Genomic DNA, 19,981 nt, shown 5'->3' on the forward strand with positions numbered 1-19,981 from the left:
AAAAAACTGATGGTACGAGGGCTCGTCGCCACGGTGGTGGCCACCGGGATCGCGGTGCCCACCGCCCCTCGGCCGGCACAGGCGGTGGACCCGTCCACGATCATCGCGGTGGCTCAGTTCGCCTACGCCGCGTACTCCCTCTACAGCGGCTCGAAGAGCGGAGAGCTGACGCTGGAGCAGGCGGTCACGATGATGGTCAGCGAGGTCCGCCGCTCCGAGCAGGCGATCAAGAACCACATGGACGCGCTGACCGTCGCCGAGGTACGGGGCTGCACCGAGCACGCCATGCTGGAATTCGTCGAGAGCCAGGACTTCCCGATGAGCCTCAAGCAGCGGTTCGCGCAGGACGCCACCGCCTGCGTCACGGCCATCAACGTCCGTTACGACGTGGTCGGGCAGAACTTCAACTTCGAGGCGATGCGCGACCTCGGCGTCCTGCTCACCTCGCTGGGGCCGGTCGCCTTGGCGGCGCGGGCGCAGGCCAACCTACAGACCGCGCAACTGGAGCAGTACCTGATCGCCGCCTTCGCCAAGATGCAGAACACGTTCCAGGTGTTCTGCCACGAATACTTCGATCGGTTCGCCCTTCCGATCCCGAACGAGGAGGAGGTGTGGCAGATCTATCCCGAGCTGTACATCCCCGGCTACTTCCAATGTGTCGAGCACGCCAATGGACCCATGGCGGGGCGGCATGAGTACGCGCTCTGGCGCTGGGGACAGTTCGCCGGGTACCGCGATCCGGCCAACCCGGGCCAGATGCTGAACTACTACCCGCACTATCAAGCGCTTCGCGACGAGGTCGCCCGGAGATCGCTGTCCGGGATCCTCGCGGCGGCGCTCACCGAGCTGCGGTCCTGACCGGACAACCTCGCCAGCGACGGGCCTCCCCTGCCGAGCGCGGGGAGGCCCGTTCCACTGACTCCGTCGGGCACCAGCACCGTGGCGTTTACGGTCGCCTTAGACCCGGGCAGCGATCAGGTCGAGCGCGCCGCTGGCGATCCGCAGACCGATCACGAGTGCTGCGCTCCTTGGTCGTCCGCGACCTGAATGATCGTCTTGCCGGGCGCGTGGCGGTGGCGGGCGAACGCGGCGGCCGTTTCGGAAAGCGGTCGTACGGCGCCGACAATGGGACTGAGCCGTCCGGCCCGCAGTCTCGCGGCGAGGTCGGTCAGCCGGGCACGATCGGGTTCGACGACGAAGAAGACGGCTCGCCCGTCCTTGGGCTGCACGGCAGGGGGCATGGCGATGGTGACGAGGGTGCCGCCTGGGCGTACCAGTCTGGTCGATCGATCGAGGATGTCGCCCCCGATGACGTCGAACACCACGTCCACCTCGCCGACCTGCTGCAAATCGTCGGCGGCCAGGTCGAGGAAGCTCTGTACGCCGAGGCCGAGCGCGACATCACGATCGCCGGCCCGACCGGTGCCGATCACACGGGCACCCACCTCGCGGGCGAGTTGGGCGGCGATCGAGCCGACTCCGCCCGCGACGCCGTGAATGAGGACGGTCTGACCTGTCGTGAGGTGGCCGTGGTCGAACAGTCCCTGCCATGCGGTCAGTCCGGAGATGGGCAGCGCGGCGGCCACGGTGTGCTCGATGTCGGCCGCGAGGGGGGCGAGGTTGCGAGCCTCCACCGCGGCGTACTCGGCCAGGGATCCGTTGCGGGTCCAGTCGGTCAGTCCGAACACCCGCTGGCCCACGGTGAGGCCGGTGGTGCCGTAGCCGAGCTCGACCACAGTCCCGGACAGCTCGTGCCCAGGGATGCTGGGTGTCCGGTCGCGACCGGCGCGATCAGACCACGTTGCCGGCCAGTCAAGCTCCCCCGGAGTGAAGCCCGCGGCGTGCACACGCACGATGACGTCGTTTTCCGCGGCGTGCGGGTAGGGCATGTCGGCCAGGGTGAGGCCGCCGACACCCGCGTCGCGGTCTCGCACGGTGATCGCTCTCATGCTCGAAGCCTTTCAAAACGTTCGCCGTCGGGCGGCCTTGTGGATGTCCGGTCAGCTCGGCCAGGGCGAGCCAACGACGCGCTCGACCGTCGTCACGCGTCGGAAGCCGGGGATGAAGTGTTCGAGTACGTCGGAGTTCACGGTGCCGTTCGTGGTCTCGGGGCGGTTCTTGAGCCCGTCGACGTAGGCTCGCAGGAACTCGTTCTTGAAGTCCCCACGCGGGTGGACGGCAAGGATTTCGTCCAGTTGATCGTGGTCCAGTCCGTCCAGGCCGAATCCGAGCACATCGGTCAGGACGCCGAGCTGCGTAGTCGCGATCTCCGGTCCCATCCGGTCGGGGATGCCCGGCGTGGTGTGCAGCGCGATCGCCGTCCAGACGGTCTCGGCGGCGCTCGTCGAAAAACCCTGGTCCGAAAGGAACTTGCGCGCGTGGTCGGCACCATCGACTTCGAAGCGCTGCTCGGCCTCGGAGAAGGGGGTCAGGAGTCCGGTGTCGTGGAAGATGGCCGCCAGGTAGAGCAGCTCCGGGTCGGGTTCCACACCGAGCTTCTGCGCGTGGATCAGGCTGAAGAGGAAGACTCGTCGGGAGTGGTGATAGATGAGTGGGCTGGTCATTTCCTGGACGTGCCGGGTGGCTTCGGCGACCGCCGCTGTCTCAGGAATCACCAACCCCGCGATGACTTCTGCCATGACCTCTGACTTCCGGGAAGTGGGTGGACTCTGGACCACAGGCCGCGGGTCCGACTCCATGCTGCCCACCCATTGGCGCGTGGCGCCGCCTTCGTCCGGCCAGGAATCACCTATATCCGGACGGGGGCGAGATCGCGGCCAGGTGCCCCTCCACTGGTAGCCGGAAACTCCGCGCTGTGGGTCACAACTCGACTCCATGGGATTGCCCGGAGATTTGTCGACAGACGCCCTTTCTGGCTCGAACGAAATGCAGGACGCCAATCGTCGCAGTCGGTGGCGGACGACACCGGGCTCCTCGCTGCTCACGATCAGGGTATGCCCGTGCTCAGCCAAAGGTAACGGAGGGTTTGTGACAGGTAATGGTCGTAACGTGCCGCCGCGGTCGAACAACCCAGCCCTGAGGATCCCCGTGATCTGCGGTGACTGTGTGCTACCAATGGACGGTGCCCATGCCTCCTGCGCCGCCGAGCCGACGACGGTCGGTGCCGCCGGGGTCGGGCTGGTCACCGCGCGGATCCGGCTCCGGCGGGACCGAGGTGCCGAGCGCTGCCACCCATCGCGTCGCCGTCTTGGTCTACGACGGAGTGACGTTGCTGGACGTCGCCGGTCCAGCGGAGGTGTTCAAGGAGGCTAACCGGTTCGGTGCCGACTACCGAATCGTGCTGCTGTCGCCCACCGGTGCGGACGTCACGTCGAACCTCGGGGTCCGGATCGGGGTCGAGGGCGCCGTCTCCGCAGAGCCGGCTTTCGACACGTTACTGGTGGCCGGGTCCGACCTCTATCCGCGCGCCCATGTTCCCGGCTCTCTGGCGGACGCCGCGCGGATACCGGCAGCGGTGGCCGGCCGGGTCGCGTCGATCTGCACCGGGGCGTTCGTCCTCGCCGCCGCCGGCCTCCTCGACAACAAGCGTGCGACAACGCACTGGCAGGTCGCACACGAACTCGCCTCCCGGTGTCCGGCATGCCGCGTCGAGCCCGACGCGATCTACGTACGCGACGGCACCACGTACACGTCGGCAGGGGTGACGGCCGGCATCGATCTGGCGCTCGCTCTCGTCGAAGAGGACCACGGCGCCGACCTGGCACGCGACGTCGCCCGCGCTCTGGTGGTGTACATGCAGCGTGCGGGTGGCCAGTCCCAGTTCTCGGCACCGCTGCAAGGACCGCCGCCCCGCTCGCCGGCTCTCCGCAAAATCACCGACTTGGTGACGGCGGATCCTCGAGGAAATTACTCGCTCGGTGAACTCGCGAAACACCTCAACGTGAGCACCCGGCACCTCACCCGGCTCTTCCACGACGAGCTGTCCACGACACCGGCCCGGTATGTGGAAACCATCCGATTCGACCTGGCTAGGGCACTCCTCGACCAAGGACACACCGCGACACAGGCCGCGACCCTCGCCGGGTTTCCCAGTTACGAAAGCATGCGACGGGTCTTCACCAGGAACCTGTCGATCAGCCCCGCCGCCTACCAACGCCGGTTCGGAACGGCCCGCCGCGCCAACGCGGGCTAGTCTAGGATCGCCTGCATGGACGCCGCGCGGCGCCGGCAGTTCGCACACCTCGGCGATGCGAAGAAGGAACTCCTCGCCTGGACCACCGCCAACGCCATACCGCTGGTCCGGGTGGAGTTCGTCGTCCCGTTCGTCGAGACCGACTTCGACGCCAGTGTCTGGTTGTTCTACGACACCGACGCCAGCGCGGAACTATGCGCCAGAACCGGCGTGACCGCCGACGTCGAGCAGAAGTTCATGTCGATCCTCTCGGACGACGGCTACCCGGCCGGATGGCTCGCCGAGACGTCGTTCCAGGTCGACTCGCACGAGAACGTCGAACGCAACTTCGAGGGCAGCTACTTCTACCGCCTCCGATAGCCCACTAGGCCTGGCTCCCGCTGGTCCGGTCCGGACCTCGGCGTGCAGGACTGACAGGGCGGTGGTGGATAGGCGCGTGCCCCCTACGATCGCCGGATGAGAACTTCCGCCGAGGTGGACGACTGGCAGCCACCGCAACGGCCCGATTGCCTGCCACGAGCATCTTGAAGATGTGCTCACGCTGGTCATCCCCAACCCGGACTGGGACGAAGATCCCACCTTTGGGCAACTGCTCGAGGCCGAATCGCTCGGTGTGCAACAGGTGAACCCGATCGCCGACACATTCCACACGCGGTCGGGGTCGGGATACTTGTCGTCGTTGCAGTCCTTGTCATCTAGGTGCAGCTGAAGCGGCGGCGCTGAAGGCCGGTCAGTGACCGCCCCCCTCGTCAGTGGGCGGGCACCGACACGCAGACCATTGTGGTGTCCTCGAGGGCCTCGACGACCCCGGGCGCCTGCTCCGGAACGTGGACGAAATCTCCTGCGCTCACCGTCACGGCTTCGCTGTCGGTGCCCACTCGTAGCGCTCCGCTGAGCACCACCCAGACCTCCGCATAGGAGGCGGGAAGGTCGGCGCGTGCCCCCGCGTAGAGGAACGCTGTATAGGCGCTCATCGAGCGGCCCACCTCTTTGCTGAGGGCAGGTGCAATGAGGATTCGGTCGCCGAAGCGGACGGCGTCGTCGCCGATCGCCGAGCTGAACCTGCGGGCCCGCGGGGGCGTGACATCCATGCCGGCACCTCTCCTGTGTAGTGGTCAGGCATCGAGTTCGGCTGCGGCGACGGCATGCACGGGCGGCGCCTCGATGCCGAGCTCTCGTGCGATGGCAGGGATGTCAGGGTCCGCGAGGAACTCGTCGTAGTCCTCCGCGTCCCAGTCGAAGACGGACCACACCCGGTGCGCATCGTCGGGATCGAAATAGACCCGGGCACCCCGGCAGCCGTGCTCCCGGCGCTTTTCCGCGCCGATGGTCTCGAAGACCTCCAGGAACCGATCGGGGTCGGTAACCCTGGCGATGGTGATAATCACTACCTGCTCCTCAGCACCGTGGACGACTTCCCGCCAGTCGATCGAACCCTAAAACCTCAACTCTCGTTGAGGTCAAGTTGGTGCGTGACATGGAGGACGACCAGGGCTGCGGTGAAGATACCCCGGCGCCTACCATCGCCGGATGGGAGATTTCTCCAAGATGGACGACTGGCAGCCGCCACAACCGCCCGACTGCACCTGCCACGAGCATCTGGAAGATGTGCTCACGCTGGTCATCCCGAACCCGGACTGGGATGAAGACCCGACCTTTGAGCAACTGCTTGAGACCGGGTCACTCGGCGTACGACCGCTGGACGCTAAAGAGCGATTCATGACCGTCTTCGACGAGGAACAGAACGAGTCCCAGCTTGGTCCACTGCACTGGGGAATGTGGGCGGCCGATGAGGTCTATGGCTGCTATGCCGATGACGCCGCGCTGCCCGTCGACAGGTCGATCGCCGCCCAGCCGGGCGTGGATCTGGTCGAGTGGTATGACCGGGAGGAGTTCCTGATCGGAGCGTCCGGTCTATGCGAGAGCGGACTGCTCGCTGCGATCGCGCGGGCGCTGCACGACCCGAAGGTACGCACCTAGTACCGCAACGGCGCGTGCCGAGGTCAGCTCGGTGAATGCGGTCTGAGGCCTGCCACGGGTAGGGTTTGTGTCTCACGCAGCCCCAAGATCCGCTTGGAGACCGTTCGGATGCCGCCTATGTCACCGGGATTCGGTGCCGGTCGTCCCTTGCGTCCTCAAGTCCTCCGCCTTGCGATCGGAATGCAGGCGGCGCTGTGCATCCTGGTCCCGTTCGCGATCGTCGTCGTGTGGCTCAACTACCGTCACAACGTTGCCTTGACCAAACTCACTCTCGAGCGGCTCGGCATGAGCCACGAAGGCATCGTCGCCAACGCTAAGGGTGGCTTCGGGCTGGCGTTCGCCGGCGCGGCCACCTTCATCCTGGGGCCGTTCCTTGTGATGGCCTCTGCCGCCCTGTATCCGATCTGGCGTCGCTCGCGTGCGGCTTGGACGACCAGCAGCGTCGCTGCGGGGCTGTTGGCTGGAGCGTGTGCGCTGCTGCTCCTCGCCCTGTTGGTCTTCCAACCGTTCGTCGGCTTTGACGGTGACTGGGATCTGGCGGCTGCACCAAAGGTCGTTGCGGAGTACGACCTGGTGGCCGGCCAGAATCCCAGGCATTGGCACCAGTGGGCGCTGCTGAGCCTGCCGGCACTCGGTGCCATCGCCATATTGACCTGCGCGCTTCAGGTCCATTGCCTACGACGTCCCTCGGAGACGGGCTGGATCAGCTGAAGGAGGCGGCCGGGCTGGCCGCGCGACTCGACATGACCTTGCTCCAGCTGTATCCGGAGGACACCGCAGCCAGCCAGCCCTACTTCGTGGATCACTGTCGTCCCACCTGGACACGCCGAACTCGGGTTGGTCAGCTCTCGGGAGAGAATCCTCACGCAGCGCACACCACGCTCGTCCACGTTGCCGGCACCGTCGTCCCAGATATGCAGATTTCGATGGATAACGTAACCGTGATGTCGTCGCAGAGCTGTGAACAGCCCACATGGGACAGCGGGCGGCGATCTTTGTCGCTACGCTCCCGGTAGCGTAATTATCACGGGGGGTTGCCGACATGCGCCGTGCGTTTCTGCGTGCCACCACAGCGATTCTGCTGCTGACCGGCGTCATCGCGGTGCCCGCCGCCGGGGCCGGGGCGGCCTCCATCGGCCCGTACGTCGACATCAGTCCGCCGGCCATCGTCGGTGCCGGGCTCACCGCGACCGAAGTCCCGGTGCAGGTCGTCAACACCGGCGGCACCGCCCATTTCGCCGTACGGCTGCGGCTGACCGTCACCCCGGTGGCCGGCAGCGCGATTCGACCGCTCGCCGACACGCTGAACCTGACGTACCAGTTCGGTAGCCAGTATCGGCAGCTGAGCTACGAGACACACGGTGACGCCCTCGTCGCCACCACCCCGAATCTGGCCGGAGTCGAGGCCGATGGCACCGCCACGATCCGCCTGCGGGTGTCCACCCGACCGACCAGCGCCGCCCCGCATGTCGACGAGGTGACGGTGGAGGTGTCCACCGAGGCACTGGACGAGTACGGCACTCCGTTCGCGGCCGACCCCGGGCCGGACCGGATGACGATGGTGGAGCCCCGGGCCGAGCTGTCCGGTTGGCCTGCGCAGCTTCCCGTGGGAACGCCGGCCGTCGTCACGATGACACTCAGCAACACCACGCCGCTGCCGTATCTGATCCTGATGCCGGCCCTGGCCATGTACCGCTCCGGCAACGACCAGGTGACGGTCGAGCGGCTCGACGGTCAACAGTGGACGCCAATCGCCGGACCGAGCAACATCTACTACTGGTGGTACGCCGATGGCTACCCGAGCCTGCAGCCCGGGGACACGTACACGGCGACCTTGCGAATCACCTTCACCGATGACTCGGCAGTCGGCGAGCAGGGCTTCGTCTACCACACCGGGTATACCTACTTCGGCGCTCCGATCGCGGCGGACCTCCATCCGTACACGATCGTGGCACGCGACTGACGATACTGACCGGCGTCCTGCGGGGGCGTCAGGCTGTCCTACTCGCCGCGCGGTCAGCCGATCGAGAAGGTGGCCAGTCGCAGGTCCCCGCCGAACACCAGGTAGACGTCGCGGACGCCGCCGACCCCGGTCAGCCCGGCGGTGCTGGTGGCGTACCGGTAGACGTCGCCGGTGTTGGCCACGGTGGCCCGGCCGAGCAGCCGCCCCGTTGGTGAGTCGAGCCGGACCTCGATCGTCGCGTCTCCGGCGTCGGCCCGAGCCGCGCTCGCGGTGAACGTCCCGGTCCCCTTCCCGAGTTTCACGTCGTCGAACCGGATCCAGTTCCCGGCGCGCACGGCACCGACGGCGGTACCCCGCTCCTTGCTCTCGTCGACGAGCTGGATTCCGGCGTACCCGTCGAAGTTCTCGGCCCGGGTCGGCCGAGAAAGGTCGCGCGGCGGGATCGTCTCGCCGCGTACCCGCAGGGTGGCCCGCTCCCGGATGTCGGCCGACGAGGCGCCGACCAGCAGGTCGTAGTCGGACGTCTCGACGACGGACCGGCTCCGGGTCACGTCCCAGTGCGCCAGGTCGGCGGCGCGCAGCGTCAGCCGTACGGTCTTCGTCGCACCAGGCGCCAGCGACACCTTCTCGAAGGCGCGCAACTGCTTGACCGGCACCTTGTCCCGGGACGTGCGCTGGTGGGTGTAGAGCTGCACCACCTCCGCACCGGTACGTCGACCGGTGTTGGTCACGTCGACGCTCACCGTAACCGTGTCACCGGCGCCGATCGCCGGGCTGCTCAACCTCGGCCTGCCGTACCGGAAGGTGGTGTACGACAGTCCGTGGCCGAACGCGAACAGCGGCGTACCCCGGTAGTAGAGGTACGTCTGGTCGGTGTCGATGATGTCGTAGTTGAGCGCGTCGGGCGGCAGGTCGTCGTCGGAGCGGTACCAGGTCTGGGTCAGCCGCCCGGCCGGGTTGTGGTCGCCGAAGAGCACGTCCGCGACCGCCTGGCCGGTCTCCGAGCCGGCGTGCGTCGTCCAGAGCAGTGATCTGGGCTGGCTGCGCATCGTGGTGGGGTAGCTGCTCTCCAGCACCACGACGGTGTTCCGGTTGGCCCGGGTGACCGCCTCGATCAGCTTCTGCTGGCTCTCGCCGAGCGCGGTGCTGGTCCGGTCGTGGATCTCCCGGCCGTAGACGAACGGGTTGCTGCCGACCACCACCACCGCCACGTCGGCGTCGGCCGCCGCCGCGACCGCGCTTCCCGCGCCGCTGTTGACGACCTCTCGGGCGAACCGGGCGGCGTCGGCCTTCGCGCCGGTGCCGACCGTGCCGTCCGGGGCCACCGTGACGTAGTGCTCGGGGATCCACCACCAGCTCTCGGCGGTTTCGTAGCCGACGTACTGGATCAGGTAGGTGCCGTCGTCCTGCCGCTCCAGCCGGAACTGCTGTTGCACGTACCAGCCGTTCGGCGCCTGCGCCGAGGTGTTGAACGGGCCGAAGTTGCCGGTCAGGTAGCGACCGTTGGCCGCGTTGCGCAGCGTGCTGTAGTCGCCCATCCAGTCGTTGACGTCCCACTGCCCGGCCGGCGTCGGGGTGCCGGCGGACGCGACGACGCTGTCCCCGGCACCGGTTCCGGTCGCGCTGAGGTACCTGCCGCTGGCGACATCCCGCAGCGCCACCCGGTCCAGGCCCTCCACCCCGGTCACCGTGCCGGCGGAGCCGAGCCGGTTGCGGATCCCGTCCAGCGGCGTCACCTGGTACGGCAGCTTTCCGCCGTACCAGTCGCTGAAGAGTGTGTCGTGCAGCGGGCCGACGACGGCGACCTTCCCGGTCCGGGCCGGGTCGAGCGGGAGGGTGTTGCCGGAGTTGCGCAGCAGCACCGCCGCCGCGTCGGCGGCCTGCCGGTTCAGCGCCCGGTGGGCCGGGCTGTCGATCACGTCGGCGGTGATGTCGGCGTACGGTCCACCGTCGGGGTCGAACTCGCCGAGCCGGAACCGGATCGACAACGCCCGCCGCACCGACCGGTCCACGTCGGCGACGGTCAGCAGTCCCCGGTCCAGCGCCAACTTGAGGGTGTCGACCATCCGCCGGCTGTCGCTGTTGTCCACGGTGAAGCTGTCGAGTCCGGCCTTGAGCATCGCAGCGTACGCCTGCGCCTCGGTCGGATCGTCGAAGTAGTGCTGGGCCTCGGTCAGCGCGTGCGGCGCCCAGGCGTCGCTGACGTTGAACAGCTCCCGGTCGGTCCAGGACCGGACGACTTCGGCCAGGTCCGGGTCGACGTGCGTCGGACGACCGTTGACCTTGTTGTACGACGCCATCACCCCGGTGACGGCGTCGGCGGCGATGGCCGGCCGGAACGCCGCCTCGTCGTACTCGTGCTTGACCCGGGGCGGCAGGTTGGACGAGGTGAGGCTGCGGTTCACCTCGTTGTTGTAGGCGTAGTAGTGCTTCAACACCGGGGCGGTCTTGAGGTGGTCCGGATCGTCCCCGGACAGGCCCCGGCCGTACGCGGTGGAGATCTTGCCGGTCAGCGTCGGGTCCTCGGAGTAGCCCTCCTCGTTGCGGCCCCAGCGCGGGTCGCGCAGCAGGTTGACCACCGGGGCCCAGACCTGCAACCCCCAGACGGTCGGGTCCACGCTGTGGTAGCCGCGCAGTTCGTCGCCGGTGGCCGAGCCGACCCTGCGGACCAGTTCCGGGTCCCAGGTGCTGGCCAGCCCCAGCGCCTGCGGGAACACCGTGCCCTCGGCGAGCACCTGGTTCCAGTTGTCGTTCAGGTTGTTGGACCAGGCGACCCCGTGCAACGCCTCGGTACCGGTCTTGAAGAACCCGATGTCGAGCCGGGGCACGGCGGCCTGGGCCTGGTGCAGCAGGGCCAGCTTCTCGTCCAGGGTCAGCCGCCCCACCAGGTCGTCGAGCCGGGCGTCGAGGGACAACTCGGGGTTCCGGAACGGCAGGGCGTCGGCCGGCTCGGCGGTCGCCTGGCCCGGCATCGCCAGCGCGGCGACCAGACTCAGCACCAGCACCGACCCGATCCTGCGGCTCCGCAGCGCATGCCTCATCAGGTGTCTCCTCAAGATCCGTCGACGGGTTGACGGGTTAACAGGGGGCCCTTTCTATACAGAAAGCGATATGAAGGGGCCCTTCCTTACGGCTTCAGCAGGGTGGCGAGGTGGGGTGCGGCGGGGTGTCGGACGAGGACGGGGATGTGGCGCAGGGGTGCGGCGGCCCGGATGGTCTGGCCGCCGGAGTGGGTCCGGCCGGTGTACGGGTCGAGCCAGTCGATGCCGGCCGGCAGGTAGACGTCGCGTTCACGTTCGCCGGCGGCGGTGACCGGGGCGACCAGGAGGTCGGGGCCGAGCAGAAACTGGTCCTCCACCGTCCAGCTCACCGGGTCGGAGGTGAAGTCCACGAAGAGCGGACGCATCGGCGGCAGACCCTGCTCGTGCGCGACCCGCATCTGCGCCATGACGTACGGCCGGAGCCGTTCCCGCAGCCGCAGCACGTCGACGATCACGGCGTACGCCTCCGGGCCGTACGACCACACCTCGTTCGGGCCGCCGGTCATCTCCGGGCCCAGCGGCTTCTTCGGCAGTCGGAAGCCGTGCAGCCGGAACAGCGGGCAGAAGGCGCCGTACTGGAACCAGCGGATGATCAGTTCCCGGTAGGCCGGCGAGTCCGGGTCGCCGCCGTGGAAGCCGCCGATGTCGGTCGTCCACCACGGAATGCCGGAGAGTCCGACGTTGAGTCCGGCGCGGATCTGGGTCCGGAGCGAGGCGAAGGTGGCGGGGATGTCCCCGGACCAGAGCGCGGCGCCGTACCGCTGGCTGCCGGCCCAGCCGGAGCGGCAGAGCGACACCACCTCGTCGTCGCCGGCACCCAGCATCCCCTCGTAGAAGGCCCGGGCGTGTTCGACCGGGTAGAGGTTGGCCACCTCGGCACCGGGTCCGGCGTGGAAGCGCAGGTTCGCGTGGTGACCGGGACGGATCTCGGGCTCGCAGGCGTCCAGCCACCACACCTTGATCCCGAGGTCGTGGTAGTTGCGCCGGACCCGGCTCCAGATGAACTCGCGGGCCTGCGGATCGGTGGCGTCGTAGAACGCGACCGGCATCTCGGTGCCGTAGCCCTTGTCGATCCAGGGTGCGTGGAACGGCACCCCGGATTCGGTGCCGACCAGCAGCCCCCGGTCGGTCAGTTCCCGGTAGTTCTCGCTGAGCGGGTTCACCGAGGGCCAGATCGAGACCATCACCTTGACGCCCAGCTCGTCCAGCTCGCGGACCATGCCGGCCGGATCGGGCCATTCGACCGGGTCGAAGGTCCACGATCCGAGGTGGGTCCAGTGGAAGAAGTCGATCACGATCACGGACAGCGGAAGGCCACGGCCCAGGTGTTCCCGGACCACGCCGAGCAGTTCGGCCTGGTTCCGGTAACGCAGCTTGCTCTGCCAGAAGCCACTGGCCCAGTCGGGCAGCGGCGGTGCGTGGCCGGTGGCGTCGGCGTACCGGGCCATGATCCCGGCGGGGCTGCCGGTGGTGACCCAGTAGTCGATCTGGCGCGCGCTGTCGGCGACCCACCGGGTGCCGTTCTCGGCCAGTTCGACCCGCCCCACGGCCGGGGAGTTCCAGAGCAGCCCGTAGCCCCGGCTGGAGAGCAGGAACGGAATGTTGATCTCCCCGTTCCGCTGGACCAGGTCGAGGACCAGGCCCTTCTGGTCGAGCCGGCCGTGGGTGTGCTGGCCCAGACCGAAGAACCGCTCCCCCGGGTACGCCTCGAACCGCTGCTCCAGCCGGGCGTACCCGTTGCCCTGGCTCAGGAACAGTCGGGCACCCGGCCACCAGAAGTGTGCCCGCTGCTCGGCGAGCAACTCCTCGCCGGTGTCGGTGCGCTCGAACCGGATCCGCGCCTCGACCTCGGCCTCCTCCTCCCGCCGCTCGACCACCACGGTCAGCCCGCCGTTGACCAGTCGACCCCGGTCGTTCGCGGTCGTCACCACGGTGTCGGTCGGTTTTGGCGACAGCAGCGCACCGGGCAGGTCCGGGATGACGCGGTGCTGGCCGACCCGGACCCGGACGCTGTCGGCGCCCCAGGACTCGATCCGGAGGACCTCGTGCCCCGTGGTTACCTCGATCGATCGGTGGTCGGTCCGGAAGACGGTCATCGGGCCTCTCTTCGCCAGTCCACCCGCCGGCGGCATTCCCGCCGCCCGCGCAGCCGCCCGGCGGGGACCGGCCCGGGGGTCGGCGGGGTCCCTCGGACGGTCGATCGTCGAAGCGCCTCGACGGAGGATAGACAGACATGACTGTCAGGCACAATCGGCCGCCCGGTCCGCCGACCTGCACTGCCGGTCGATCCGGACAACCCGGCACCGGCGTCGGGAAGGCGCCGGGAAATCGGAACTTCATCCCGTTGACATTGACACCCGCCGGTACCTACGTTCAGTGCGGAAGCGCTTCGACAGGCAGACGTTCAACTAATTTCTGGCCGGGGCCGACGGCACTCCTCGACCGCACCATGCCGGGTGTCCCGTGGAGAGAACCGCCAAGTCGTTCCCGGAAGGAAGACCATGTTCAGAGCGAAAGCGGGGGCCGCGGCCGGAGCACTGCTCGTGACCACGGCCCTGGTCCTGGCCGCGTGCGGGAACGATCCCGGCTCCGAGGAGTCCCCCAGCAGCCTGACCCTCTGGCACTACGAGGGGCCGAACAGTGCGATGGGCATCGCCTGGGCCGAGGCGATAAAGCAGTTCGAGGCCAGCCACCCCGGAGTCACGGTCAAGTTCGAGGAGAAGGGCTTCGAGCAGATCCGGCAGACCGCCGGGCAGGTGCTCAACTCGGACGAGGCACCGGACATCATGGAGTACAACAAGGGCAACGCCACCGCCGGCCTGCTCGCCAAGCAGGGACTGCTGACCGACCTGACCGCCGAGGCGGGCAAGCGCGGCTGGACCAAGCTGCTCGGCCCCAGCCTCGCGACCACCGCCCGGTACGACGCCGAGGGCATCATGGGCGGCGACACCTGGTACGGCGTACCGAACTACGGCGAGCTGGGCGACCTCGTCTACTACAACAAGGAACTCTTCGCCGAGCACAACGTGCAGGTGCCCACCACCCTCGCCGAGTTCGAGGCGGCGATGGACGTCTTCGTCCGGGCGGGCGTGACACCGCTGTCGGTCGGCGGAGCGGAATATCCTGCCCAGCAGATCCTCTACACTCTCGCGCTGTCCCAGGCCAGCCGCCCCTTCGTCGACAGTTTCCAGCTCTACAAGGGCAAGGTCGACTTCCACGGCCCCGAGCTGACCTTCGGGGCGAACCGGTTCGCCGAGTGGGTCCGCAAGGGCTACATCGCGAAGAACTCGGCCGGGATCAAGGCCGAGGACATGGCCGTGGCCTGGACCCAGGCGAAGTTCCCGATGGTCATCTCCGGTAGCTGGTGGTACGGCCGGTTCGTCACCGAGGCCAAGTTCGACTGGGCCGCCTTCCTCTTCCCCGGCAACACCCTGCACCCCGGCTCGAGCGGCAACCTGTGGGTCGTACCGGCCAAGTCCAAGGCGAAGTCCCTGGCGTACGACTTCATCGACATCACCATGAAGCCCGAGATCCAGGCGCTGCTGGGCAACAACGGCGGCGTACCCGTGGCGGCCGACGCGTCGAAGATCACCGACGCCAGGAGCAAGGCACTCGTCGACCTGTTCAACGGTGTGGTGTCGGCCGACGGCCTCGGGTTCTATCCGGACTGGCCGGCCCCCGGCTACTACGACGCCCTGGTGGCCGGCGGACAAGACCTGATCAACGGGTCGAAGAGTCCGAGTTCGGTCCTCGACGACCTGGCCAAGCCGTACAACGACAACCTCGCGGACATTGGCAAGTGATCCCGAGCGCGGTGGGTGGCGGCGCCGACCTGGCGTCGCCACCTGCGGCGGAGCCGCGACGACGTACCCGGAACGGGCCGCGCCGGTCCGCCCGGCACCGGGGCTACCTGGTGTTCCTGCTGCCCGGGATCGTGCTCTCGACCGCCGTCATCGTCGTGCCGGTGTTGATGACCCTGGGCATCAGCTTCACCCGCTGGCAGGGCATCGGCCGACCGGAGTGGATCGGCCTGGACAACTACACCCGGCTCTTCTCCGACGCGAACTTCTGGGCGTCGTTCCGGAACATCGGGCTGGTGATCGTGGCGATGGCGGTGGTACCGACCCTGCTGGGCCTGCTGCTCGCCTCCGCGCTCTACGACCACGTAGGTAAGGCGTACGGCGGCCGTGCCGCGAGCGCGCTGCGGTCCGGCCTGTACCTGCCGCAGATCGTGCCGGTGGCGGTCACCGGAATCATCTGGGCCTGGATCCTGCACCCGGACTACGGCGCGCTCAACTCGATCCTGACCGACCTGCACCTGGAGACCCTGGCCCGGAACTGGCTCGGCGATCCGAAGTACGCCCTCTACAGCGTCATGGCGGTGCTGATCTGGATGCAGCTCGGCTACCCGGTGGTGATGTTCATGGCCGGCCTGCAACGGGTCGACCCCGAACTGTACGAGGCGGCCGACCTCGACGGCGCGTCCTGGTGGCAGCGCTTCACCCGGATCGCCGTGCCGCTGATCCGGCCCGAGGTGTACGTCGTCCTGGTGACCACCACCATCGCCGGGTTGAAGATCTTCGGCCAGATCTTCGTGCTGACCCGGGGCGGTCCCGGCAACGCGACGCTGGTGCCGTCGTACTTCGCCTACCGGAACTTCTTCGAGCGGGCCGCGGTCGGGTACGGCTCGGCGATCTCGACCGTACTGACCGTGAGCATCGTGCTGCTCACCTACCTGTTCCTGCGGCTACAGACCCGCGACGAGCGGCTCGGAGGCTGGTGATGGCGATCGCACCGGCATCCGCTCGCCCGCACCGCGACGAGCCACCGGCGGGGCGCCACCCCGATCCAGCCCCTCGCCGCCGGAGCCCGGCCCGGCACGTGGTGCTCCTCGGACTGATCGTCGGAGTGCTGCTGGTCCTCGCGCCGATCCTCGTGATCGTGCTGAACGCGGTGAAGAGCCCCGCTGACTACGCGAGCAACGGGCCGATGGCGCTGCCGGACTCGTTCCATCTCCAGGGCATCGTCGACTTCTGGAACCGGGTCGACTTCGGCCGGAAGCTGCTCAACAGCCTCGTCGTCAGCGGCAGCGTGGCGATCCTCGGCGTCGGGCTGGCGGTGCTCAGCGCGTACGCCCTCGGCATCGGGCGGGTACGCGGGCGGATCTGGTTCCTGGTCTTCTTCCTGGTGGCCAATCTCATTCCACAGGAGATGCTGGTCTACCCGCTGTACTACCTCTCCAAGTCCCTCGGCCTGTACGACTCGCTCCTCTCCGTGATCATCATCTTCACGGTGATCCAGGGAGCGTTCGGGACGTACCTGTTGTCGAGCGTCTTCGCGCAGTTCCCCCGGGAGCTGCTCGACGCCGCCGAGGTGGACGGGGCCGGCCGGTGGCGGGTGCTGTGGCAGGTGGTCGTGCCGGCCAGCCGGCCCACCCTCGCCGTCCTGGTCACGTTCTTCTTCGTCTGGACCTGGAACGAGTTCTTCCTGCCGCTGGTCTTCCTGATCTCCAACGACAACCAGACCGTCCCGGTCGCCCTCGGCGTCCTACAGGGCCAGCGGACCATGGACGCGACCACCACCAGCGCGTCCGCGCTGCTCGGGATCGTGCCGGCGGTGGTCTTCTTCCTCGTCTTCCAACGGACCCTGACCCGGGGTGTGATGTCCGGCGCCATCAAGTGACCGTCGGTCCGGCCGGCGGCGGGCGCCGGCCGGACCAATCGGGTATCAGCCGGGAACCGAGGTCTTCGGCAGGTGCTCGGTGCCGAGCAGCAGTTGGTGCAGTTCGGCGGAGGCGCCGGCGACCTCCTCCATGTGGGCGTTGTGCCCGAAGGACCGCGGACGCGGGATGTCGATCTCGACCAGCTTGCGCACCCGGCCGGGGCGGGCACTGAGCACCGCCACCCGGTCGGCGAGCAGGACCGCCTCCTGGATGGAGTGGGTCACGAAGATCACCGTGGTGCCGAGCTGGATGTGGATGCGCTGTAGCTCGACGGCCAACTCCTCGCGGGTCAACGCGTCCAGCGCCGAGAACGGCTCGTCCATCAGCAGCACCTTGGGCCGCTGGATGAGGGCCCGGCAGAGCGAGACCCGCTGCTGCATGCCGCCGGAGAGCTCGTGCGGCAGCCGATCGGCGAATGCCTCCAGACCGGTCATCTCCAGCAGCCGCTGGGCGTGGTCGCGGTGCTTGGCCCGCTGCCAGCGGAAGATCTCGACCGGCAGCATCACGTTCTCCCGTACGCTGCGCCAGGGCAGCAGTGCCGGGCGCTGGAACACCATTGCCACGTCGCGGCGGGGCCGGGCGACCCGTTCGCCGGCGACCAGCACCTCGCCCTGGCTCGGCCGGATCAGCCCGGCGACGATCCGCAGCAGGGTGGACTTGCCACAGCCGGACCGGCCGATCACTGCCAGGAACTCGCCGTTGCCGATCTCGAGGTCGATGTTGTGCAGCGCCTCGACCGTCCCGGATTTCCCTTTGAAGGTCCGGGAGAGCCCGGCAATCTTGATCATTGTGTTCTCCTTGGACCTGTTCCGATCACGACGAGGTCGCTCGAGCCCACGGCAGGAGCATCCGCTCCAACGCCACGATCAGGTAGAACAACCCGGCGCCCATGAGGGCGAGCAGGGTCAGCGCGGCGAAGGCGAGCGGCGTGTCGGCGGACTGGCTCGAACTGACGACGACGGAGCCGAGTCCGTTGGCGGGGTTGGTGAGTTCGGCGATGACCGCGCCGATGATGGCCAGCGAGGACGCCACCTTCAGACCGACGAAGATCTGCGGCAGCGCCCAGGTGATCCGGACCTTCACGAAGGTCTGCCACCAGGAGGCGGAGAGCGAGTGGGACAGTTCACGCAGATCGTTGGGGACCGAGGTCAGCCCGGCCATGGTGGAAACCAGGACCGGGAAGAAGCAGAGCAGCACGACCATAACGATCTTGGCCTGGGTGTTCAACCCGATCCAGACGATGAGCAGCGGGGCGAGTGCGGCCTTCGGCACCGCGTTGACCGCGGCGATCAGCGGCATGGTCATCCGCTCGACCGTGCGCGAGGCGGCGAACAAAACCGCGACGGCGGCGCCGCCGATCGCGCCGATGGCGAAGCCGATGGCCGTCGTCATCAGGGTCACCCCGGCCTGTTCGATCAGGTGGCCGGGTAGCCGCTGGAACGCCTCCACGACGTCCTGGGGTGCGGGCAGCCAGAAGGATTCGATGCCGAAGGCGAAGGTGATCAGCCACCAGAGGGAGAGTGCCAGCACCACACCCAGAACGGGCAGCCCGGCGTTGAACCACATACCTCGCGGCCCGGCGTCGGTCGTCTTGTCAGTCATGGTGGATCCCGTGGGTCCTTTCGGGCGTCGGGGCAGGCGGCAGCGGCCGTGCCGGGCAAGGGGCCCTCGGCGGTGAGGCCGAGGAGGGACGGCGGTCACTCCGACCACCGTCCCCGTTGTCCGTCAGGTACGTCCGACCGCCGACGCGGGCATCTCGACAGCGGTCGAGATCGTGTTGGTTGTCGAGGCCGGCGTCGTCAGCTCTTCGGTACGAAGCCGAAGTCGACCACACCCTTCGGGTCGAGCCCGGCGGGCATCAGTCCGGAGCCCTGCAGGATGGCGATGGTCCGTGCCACCCGCTGCTCGTCCATGAAGCCGATCGGGGCACCACCGGCCGGCTTGACGTACGGCGTCATCGCCGTGATCTCGCCGACACCGGCCGCCACCGCGTAGCTCGGCTCCGCCTTGTTCAGGATCTTCGCCGCCTCCTCCGGGTTGTCGATCGAGTACTGCAGGCCCTTCAGCACGGCGGTGTTGAACCGGCGAACCAGGTCCGGGTCCTTCTCGATCAGGGCGGGGGTGGTGATGATGGCGTTGCCGAACAGGTCCCGCAGGTAGTCGCTGTACGGCAGCACGACGACCTCCTTCTTCGACGCCGTCGCCAACGCTCCCCGGCTGAGCAGGAACGTGCCGAGCGCGTCCACCTGCCCGCTCGTCATCAGCGAGTTGAGCGCCGTGGGCTGCACGCCCTTGATCGTGACGCTCTTCGGGTCGAGGCCGGCCAGCTGGGCGTACGCCGGGAAGAGCAGTTCGGTCACCGAGCCCTGACCGGTGGCCATGGTCTTGCCGGCCAGGTCCTGGACGCTGCTGATGTTGGTGTCCTTGGTGGTCATCACCGAGATCAGCGTCTGCTGATGCACCGCGGCGATCGCCCGCCAGTCGGTGAACTCGCCCTTGCCGGCCTGGATCACCGCACCGGTGAAGTCGAGCGAGGCGAACTGGACCTGCCCCGCCTTGAGCGCCGTGAGGTTCGGCCCGTTACCCGCACCCTTCTTGATGTCGACCTCGATGCCGACCTCGGCGAAGTAGCCCTTCTCCTTCGCCACCCAGGCGAAGGCGTCACGGCCCACGGCACCGAAGGCCGTGATGTAGGCGACCTTGTCGGTCTCCTGGGTTGACGCGCCGCTGTCGTCGCCGCTGCTGCAACCGCTCACGGTCAGTGCCGTGGCCAGCAGCGCCGCTGCCAACACGCGAGAGCGTCTGAACATGTATGCCTCCAGCTTTTAGCTTGTGGATGGACGGACGCCAGCGCACCCGCAGGGGTGCCCCTCCGCCTGATCGACGCCCGATCCGCGCCGGCCTCGCCCGGTCGAGAATCGTAGATGACTCATGTCCGGCTTGTCACCGACGGGATCGGGTTAAATTCTGTGTTCTAAAGCGGTAATTTCACGCTCACAGAAGCTCTTTCAGCAGGTCAGGGCGTTGTTGACAACGAGCATCCTGACGACAATCCTGTCTACAAGATTGTTGATGATTCGGGAGACAATGTTGCGGCTTGGCAAGGTCCATCGAGGACGATG

Annotated in this window: 18 protein-coding genes; 9 read left to right on the forward strand and 9 right to left on the reverse strand. The window is 67.9% G+C overall.

Annotation, left to right across the window (positions count from 1 at the left end; translation table 11 throughout):
• Positions 1-9: 9 nt before the first annotated feature.
• Entirely contained in the window at positions 10-858 is an 849-nt protein-coding gene (locus H4W31_RS37055; protein ID WP_192770852.1) for a hypothetical protein, read from the forward strand.
• Between the two features lie 152 nt (positions 859-1,010).
• On the opposite strand, the gene H4W31_RS37060 is transcribed toward H4W31_RS37055, so the two are convergent.
• Entirely contained in the window at positions 1,011-1,949 is a 939-nt protein-coding gene (locus H4W31_RS37060) for an NADP-dependent oxidoreductase (RefSeq protein WP_192770853.1), read from the reverse strand.
• A 51-nt stretch (positions 1,950-2,000) separates the two neighbouring features.
• A complete protein-coding gene (locus H4W31_RS37065; RefSeq protein WP_192770854.1) occupies positions 2,001-2,639 on the reverse strand; it encodes an HD domain-containing protein in 639 nt (212 codons plus the stop codon).
• A 449-nt stretch (positions 2,640-3,088) separates the two neighbouring features.
• Here H4W31_RS37065 and H4W31_RS37070 point away from each other — a divergent pair, with 449 nt between their 5' ends.
• Together H4W31_RS37070 and H4W31_RS37075 are read left to right on the forward strand one after the other, a co-directional pair.
• Positions 3,089-4,153: a GlxA family transcriptional regulator gene (locus tag H4W31_RS37070; RefSeq protein WP_264084268.1), complete on the forward strand. Its 1,065-nt coding sequence runs from the start codon at positions 3,089-3,091 to the stop codon at positions 4,151-4,153.
• Positions 4,154-4,168: 15 nt separating this feature from the next.
• A complete protein-coding gene (locus tag H4W31_RS37075) occupies positions 4,169-4,513 on the forward strand; it encodes a hypothetical protein (RefSeq protein WP_192770855.1) in 345 nt (114 codons plus the stop codon).
• Between the two features lie 389 nt (positions 4,514-4,902).
• Here the strand turns inward: H4W31_RS37075 and H4W31_RS37080 are convergent, their stop codons facing one another.
• Both H4W31_RS37080 and H4W31_RS37085 read right to left on the reverse strand, forming a co-directional pair.
• Complete coding sequence (locus H4W31_RS37080; RefSeq protein WP_192770856.1) at positions 4,903-5,244, reverse strand: cupin domain-containing protein; 342 nt, start codon at positions 5,242-5,244, stop codon at positions 4,903-4,905.
• A 24-nt stretch (positions 5,245-5,268) separates the two neighbouring features.
• Complete coding sequence (locus H4W31_RS37085; RefSeq protein WP_192770857.1) at positions 5,269-5,541, reverse strand: antibiotic biosynthesis monooxygenase family protein; 273 nt, start codon at positions 5,539-5,541, stop codon at positions 5,269-5,271.
• A gap of 142 nt (positions 5,542-5,683) precedes the next feature.
• Between H4W31_RS37085 and H4W31_RS37090 the strand changes: the two genes are divergently transcribed.
• From H4W31_RS37090 to H4W31_RS37100, 3 genes are all read left to right on the forward strand, one after another.
• Positions 5,684-6,133 (forward strand): hypothetical protein, encoded by a 450-nt coding sequence (locus H4W31_RS37090; protein ID WP_192770858.1) that lies wholly within the window; start codon positions 5,684-5,686, stop codon positions 6,131-6,133.
• 180 nt (positions 6,134-6,313) lie between these two features.
• Entirely contained in the window at positions 6,314-6,844 is a 531-nt protein-coding gene (locus H4W31_RS37095; RefSeq protein ID WP_192770859.1) for a hypothetical protein, read from the forward strand.
• Between the two features lie 331 nt (positions 6,845-7,175).
• A complete protein-coding gene (locus H4W31_RS37100) occupies positions 7,176-8,096 on the forward strand; it encodes a hypothetical protein (RefSeq protein ID WP_192770860.1) in 921 nt (306 codons plus the stop codon).
• A gap of 53 nt (positions 8,097-8,149) precedes the next feature.
• Here the strand turns inward: H4W31_RS37100 and H4W31_RS37105 are convergent, their stop codons facing one another.
• Positions 8,150-11,137 carry a glycoside hydrolase family 3 protein gene (locus H4W31_RS37105; protein ID WP_192770861.1) on the reverse strand — a complete coding sequence of 996 codons (2,988 nt, stop codon included), beginning with the start codon at positions 11,135-11,137 and terminating at the stop codon, positions 8,150-8,152.
• An 86-nt stretch (positions 11,138-11,223) separates the two neighbouring features.
• Positions 11,224-13,233: a glycoside hydrolase family 31 protein gene (locus H4W31_RS37110; RefSeq protein ID WP_192770862.1), complete on the reverse strand. Its 2,010-nt coding sequence runs from the start codon at positions 13,231-13,233 to the stop codon at positions 11,224-11,226.
• Positions 13,234-13,638: 405 nt separating this feature from the next.
• Between H4W31_RS37110 and H4W31_RS37115 the strand changes: the two genes are divergently transcribed.
• From H4W31_RS37115 to H4W31_RS37125, 3 genes are read left to right on the forward strand one after another with little or no spacing between them, the layout of a single operon-like run.
• Entirely contained in the window at positions 13,639-14,940 is a 1,302-nt protein-coding gene (locus tag H4W31_RS37115; protein ID WP_192770863.1) for an ABC transporter substrate-binding protein, read from the forward strand.
• Positions 14,937-15,920: a carbohydrate ABC transporter permease gene (locus tag H4W31_RS37120; RefSeq protein ID WP_318783634.1), complete on the forward strand. Its 984-nt coding sequence runs from the start codon at positions 14,937-14,939 to the stop codon at positions 15,918-15,920. Before H4W31_RS37115 ends, H4W31_RS37120 begins: the two co-directional genes overlap by 4 nt.
• The gene (locus H4W31_RS37125) at positions 15,920-16,819 is read left to right on the forward strand and encodes a carbohydrate ABC transporter permease (RefSeq protein ID WP_192770864.1); all 900 of its coding nucleotides are present in this window, start codon (positions 15,920-15,922) and stop codon (positions 16,817-16,819) included. The genes H4W31_RS37120 and H4W31_RS37125 overlap by 1 nt, the downstream gene beginning before the upstream one ends.
• A 45-nt stretch (positions 16,820-16,864) precedes the next feature.
• On the opposite strand, the gene H4W31_RS37130 is transcribed toward H4W31_RS37125, so the two are convergent.
• The 3 genes from H4W31_RS37130 to H4W31_RS37140 form a co-directional block, all read right to left on the reverse strand.
• Positions 16,865-17,647, reverse strand: coding sequence for an ABC transporter ATP-binding protein (locus H4W31_RS37130; RefSeq protein ID WP_192770865.1), 783 nt, complete (start codon positions 17,645-17,647; stop codon positions 16,865-16,867).
• A gap of 25 nt (positions 17,648-17,672) precedes the next feature.
• Positions 17,673-18,461, reverse strand: coding sequence for an ABC transporter permease (locus tag H4W31_RS37135; protein WP_192770866.1), 789 nt, complete (start codon positions 18,459-18,461; stop codon positions 17,673-17,675).
• Between the two features lie 197 nt (positions 18,462-18,658).
• Positions 18,659-19,669, reverse strand: coding sequence for an ABC transporter substrate-binding protein (locus H4W31_RS37140; protein WP_192770867.1), 1,011 nt, complete (start codon positions 19,667-19,669; stop codon positions 18,659-18,661).
• Positions 19,670-19,981: the final 312 nt, after the last annotated feature.

The sequence above is a fragment of the Plantactinospora soyae genome (genome assembly GCF_014874095.1).
Taxonomy (GTDB): Bacteria; Actinomycetota; Actinomycetes; order Mycobacteriales; family Micromonosporaceae; genus Plantactinospora; species Plantactinospora soyae.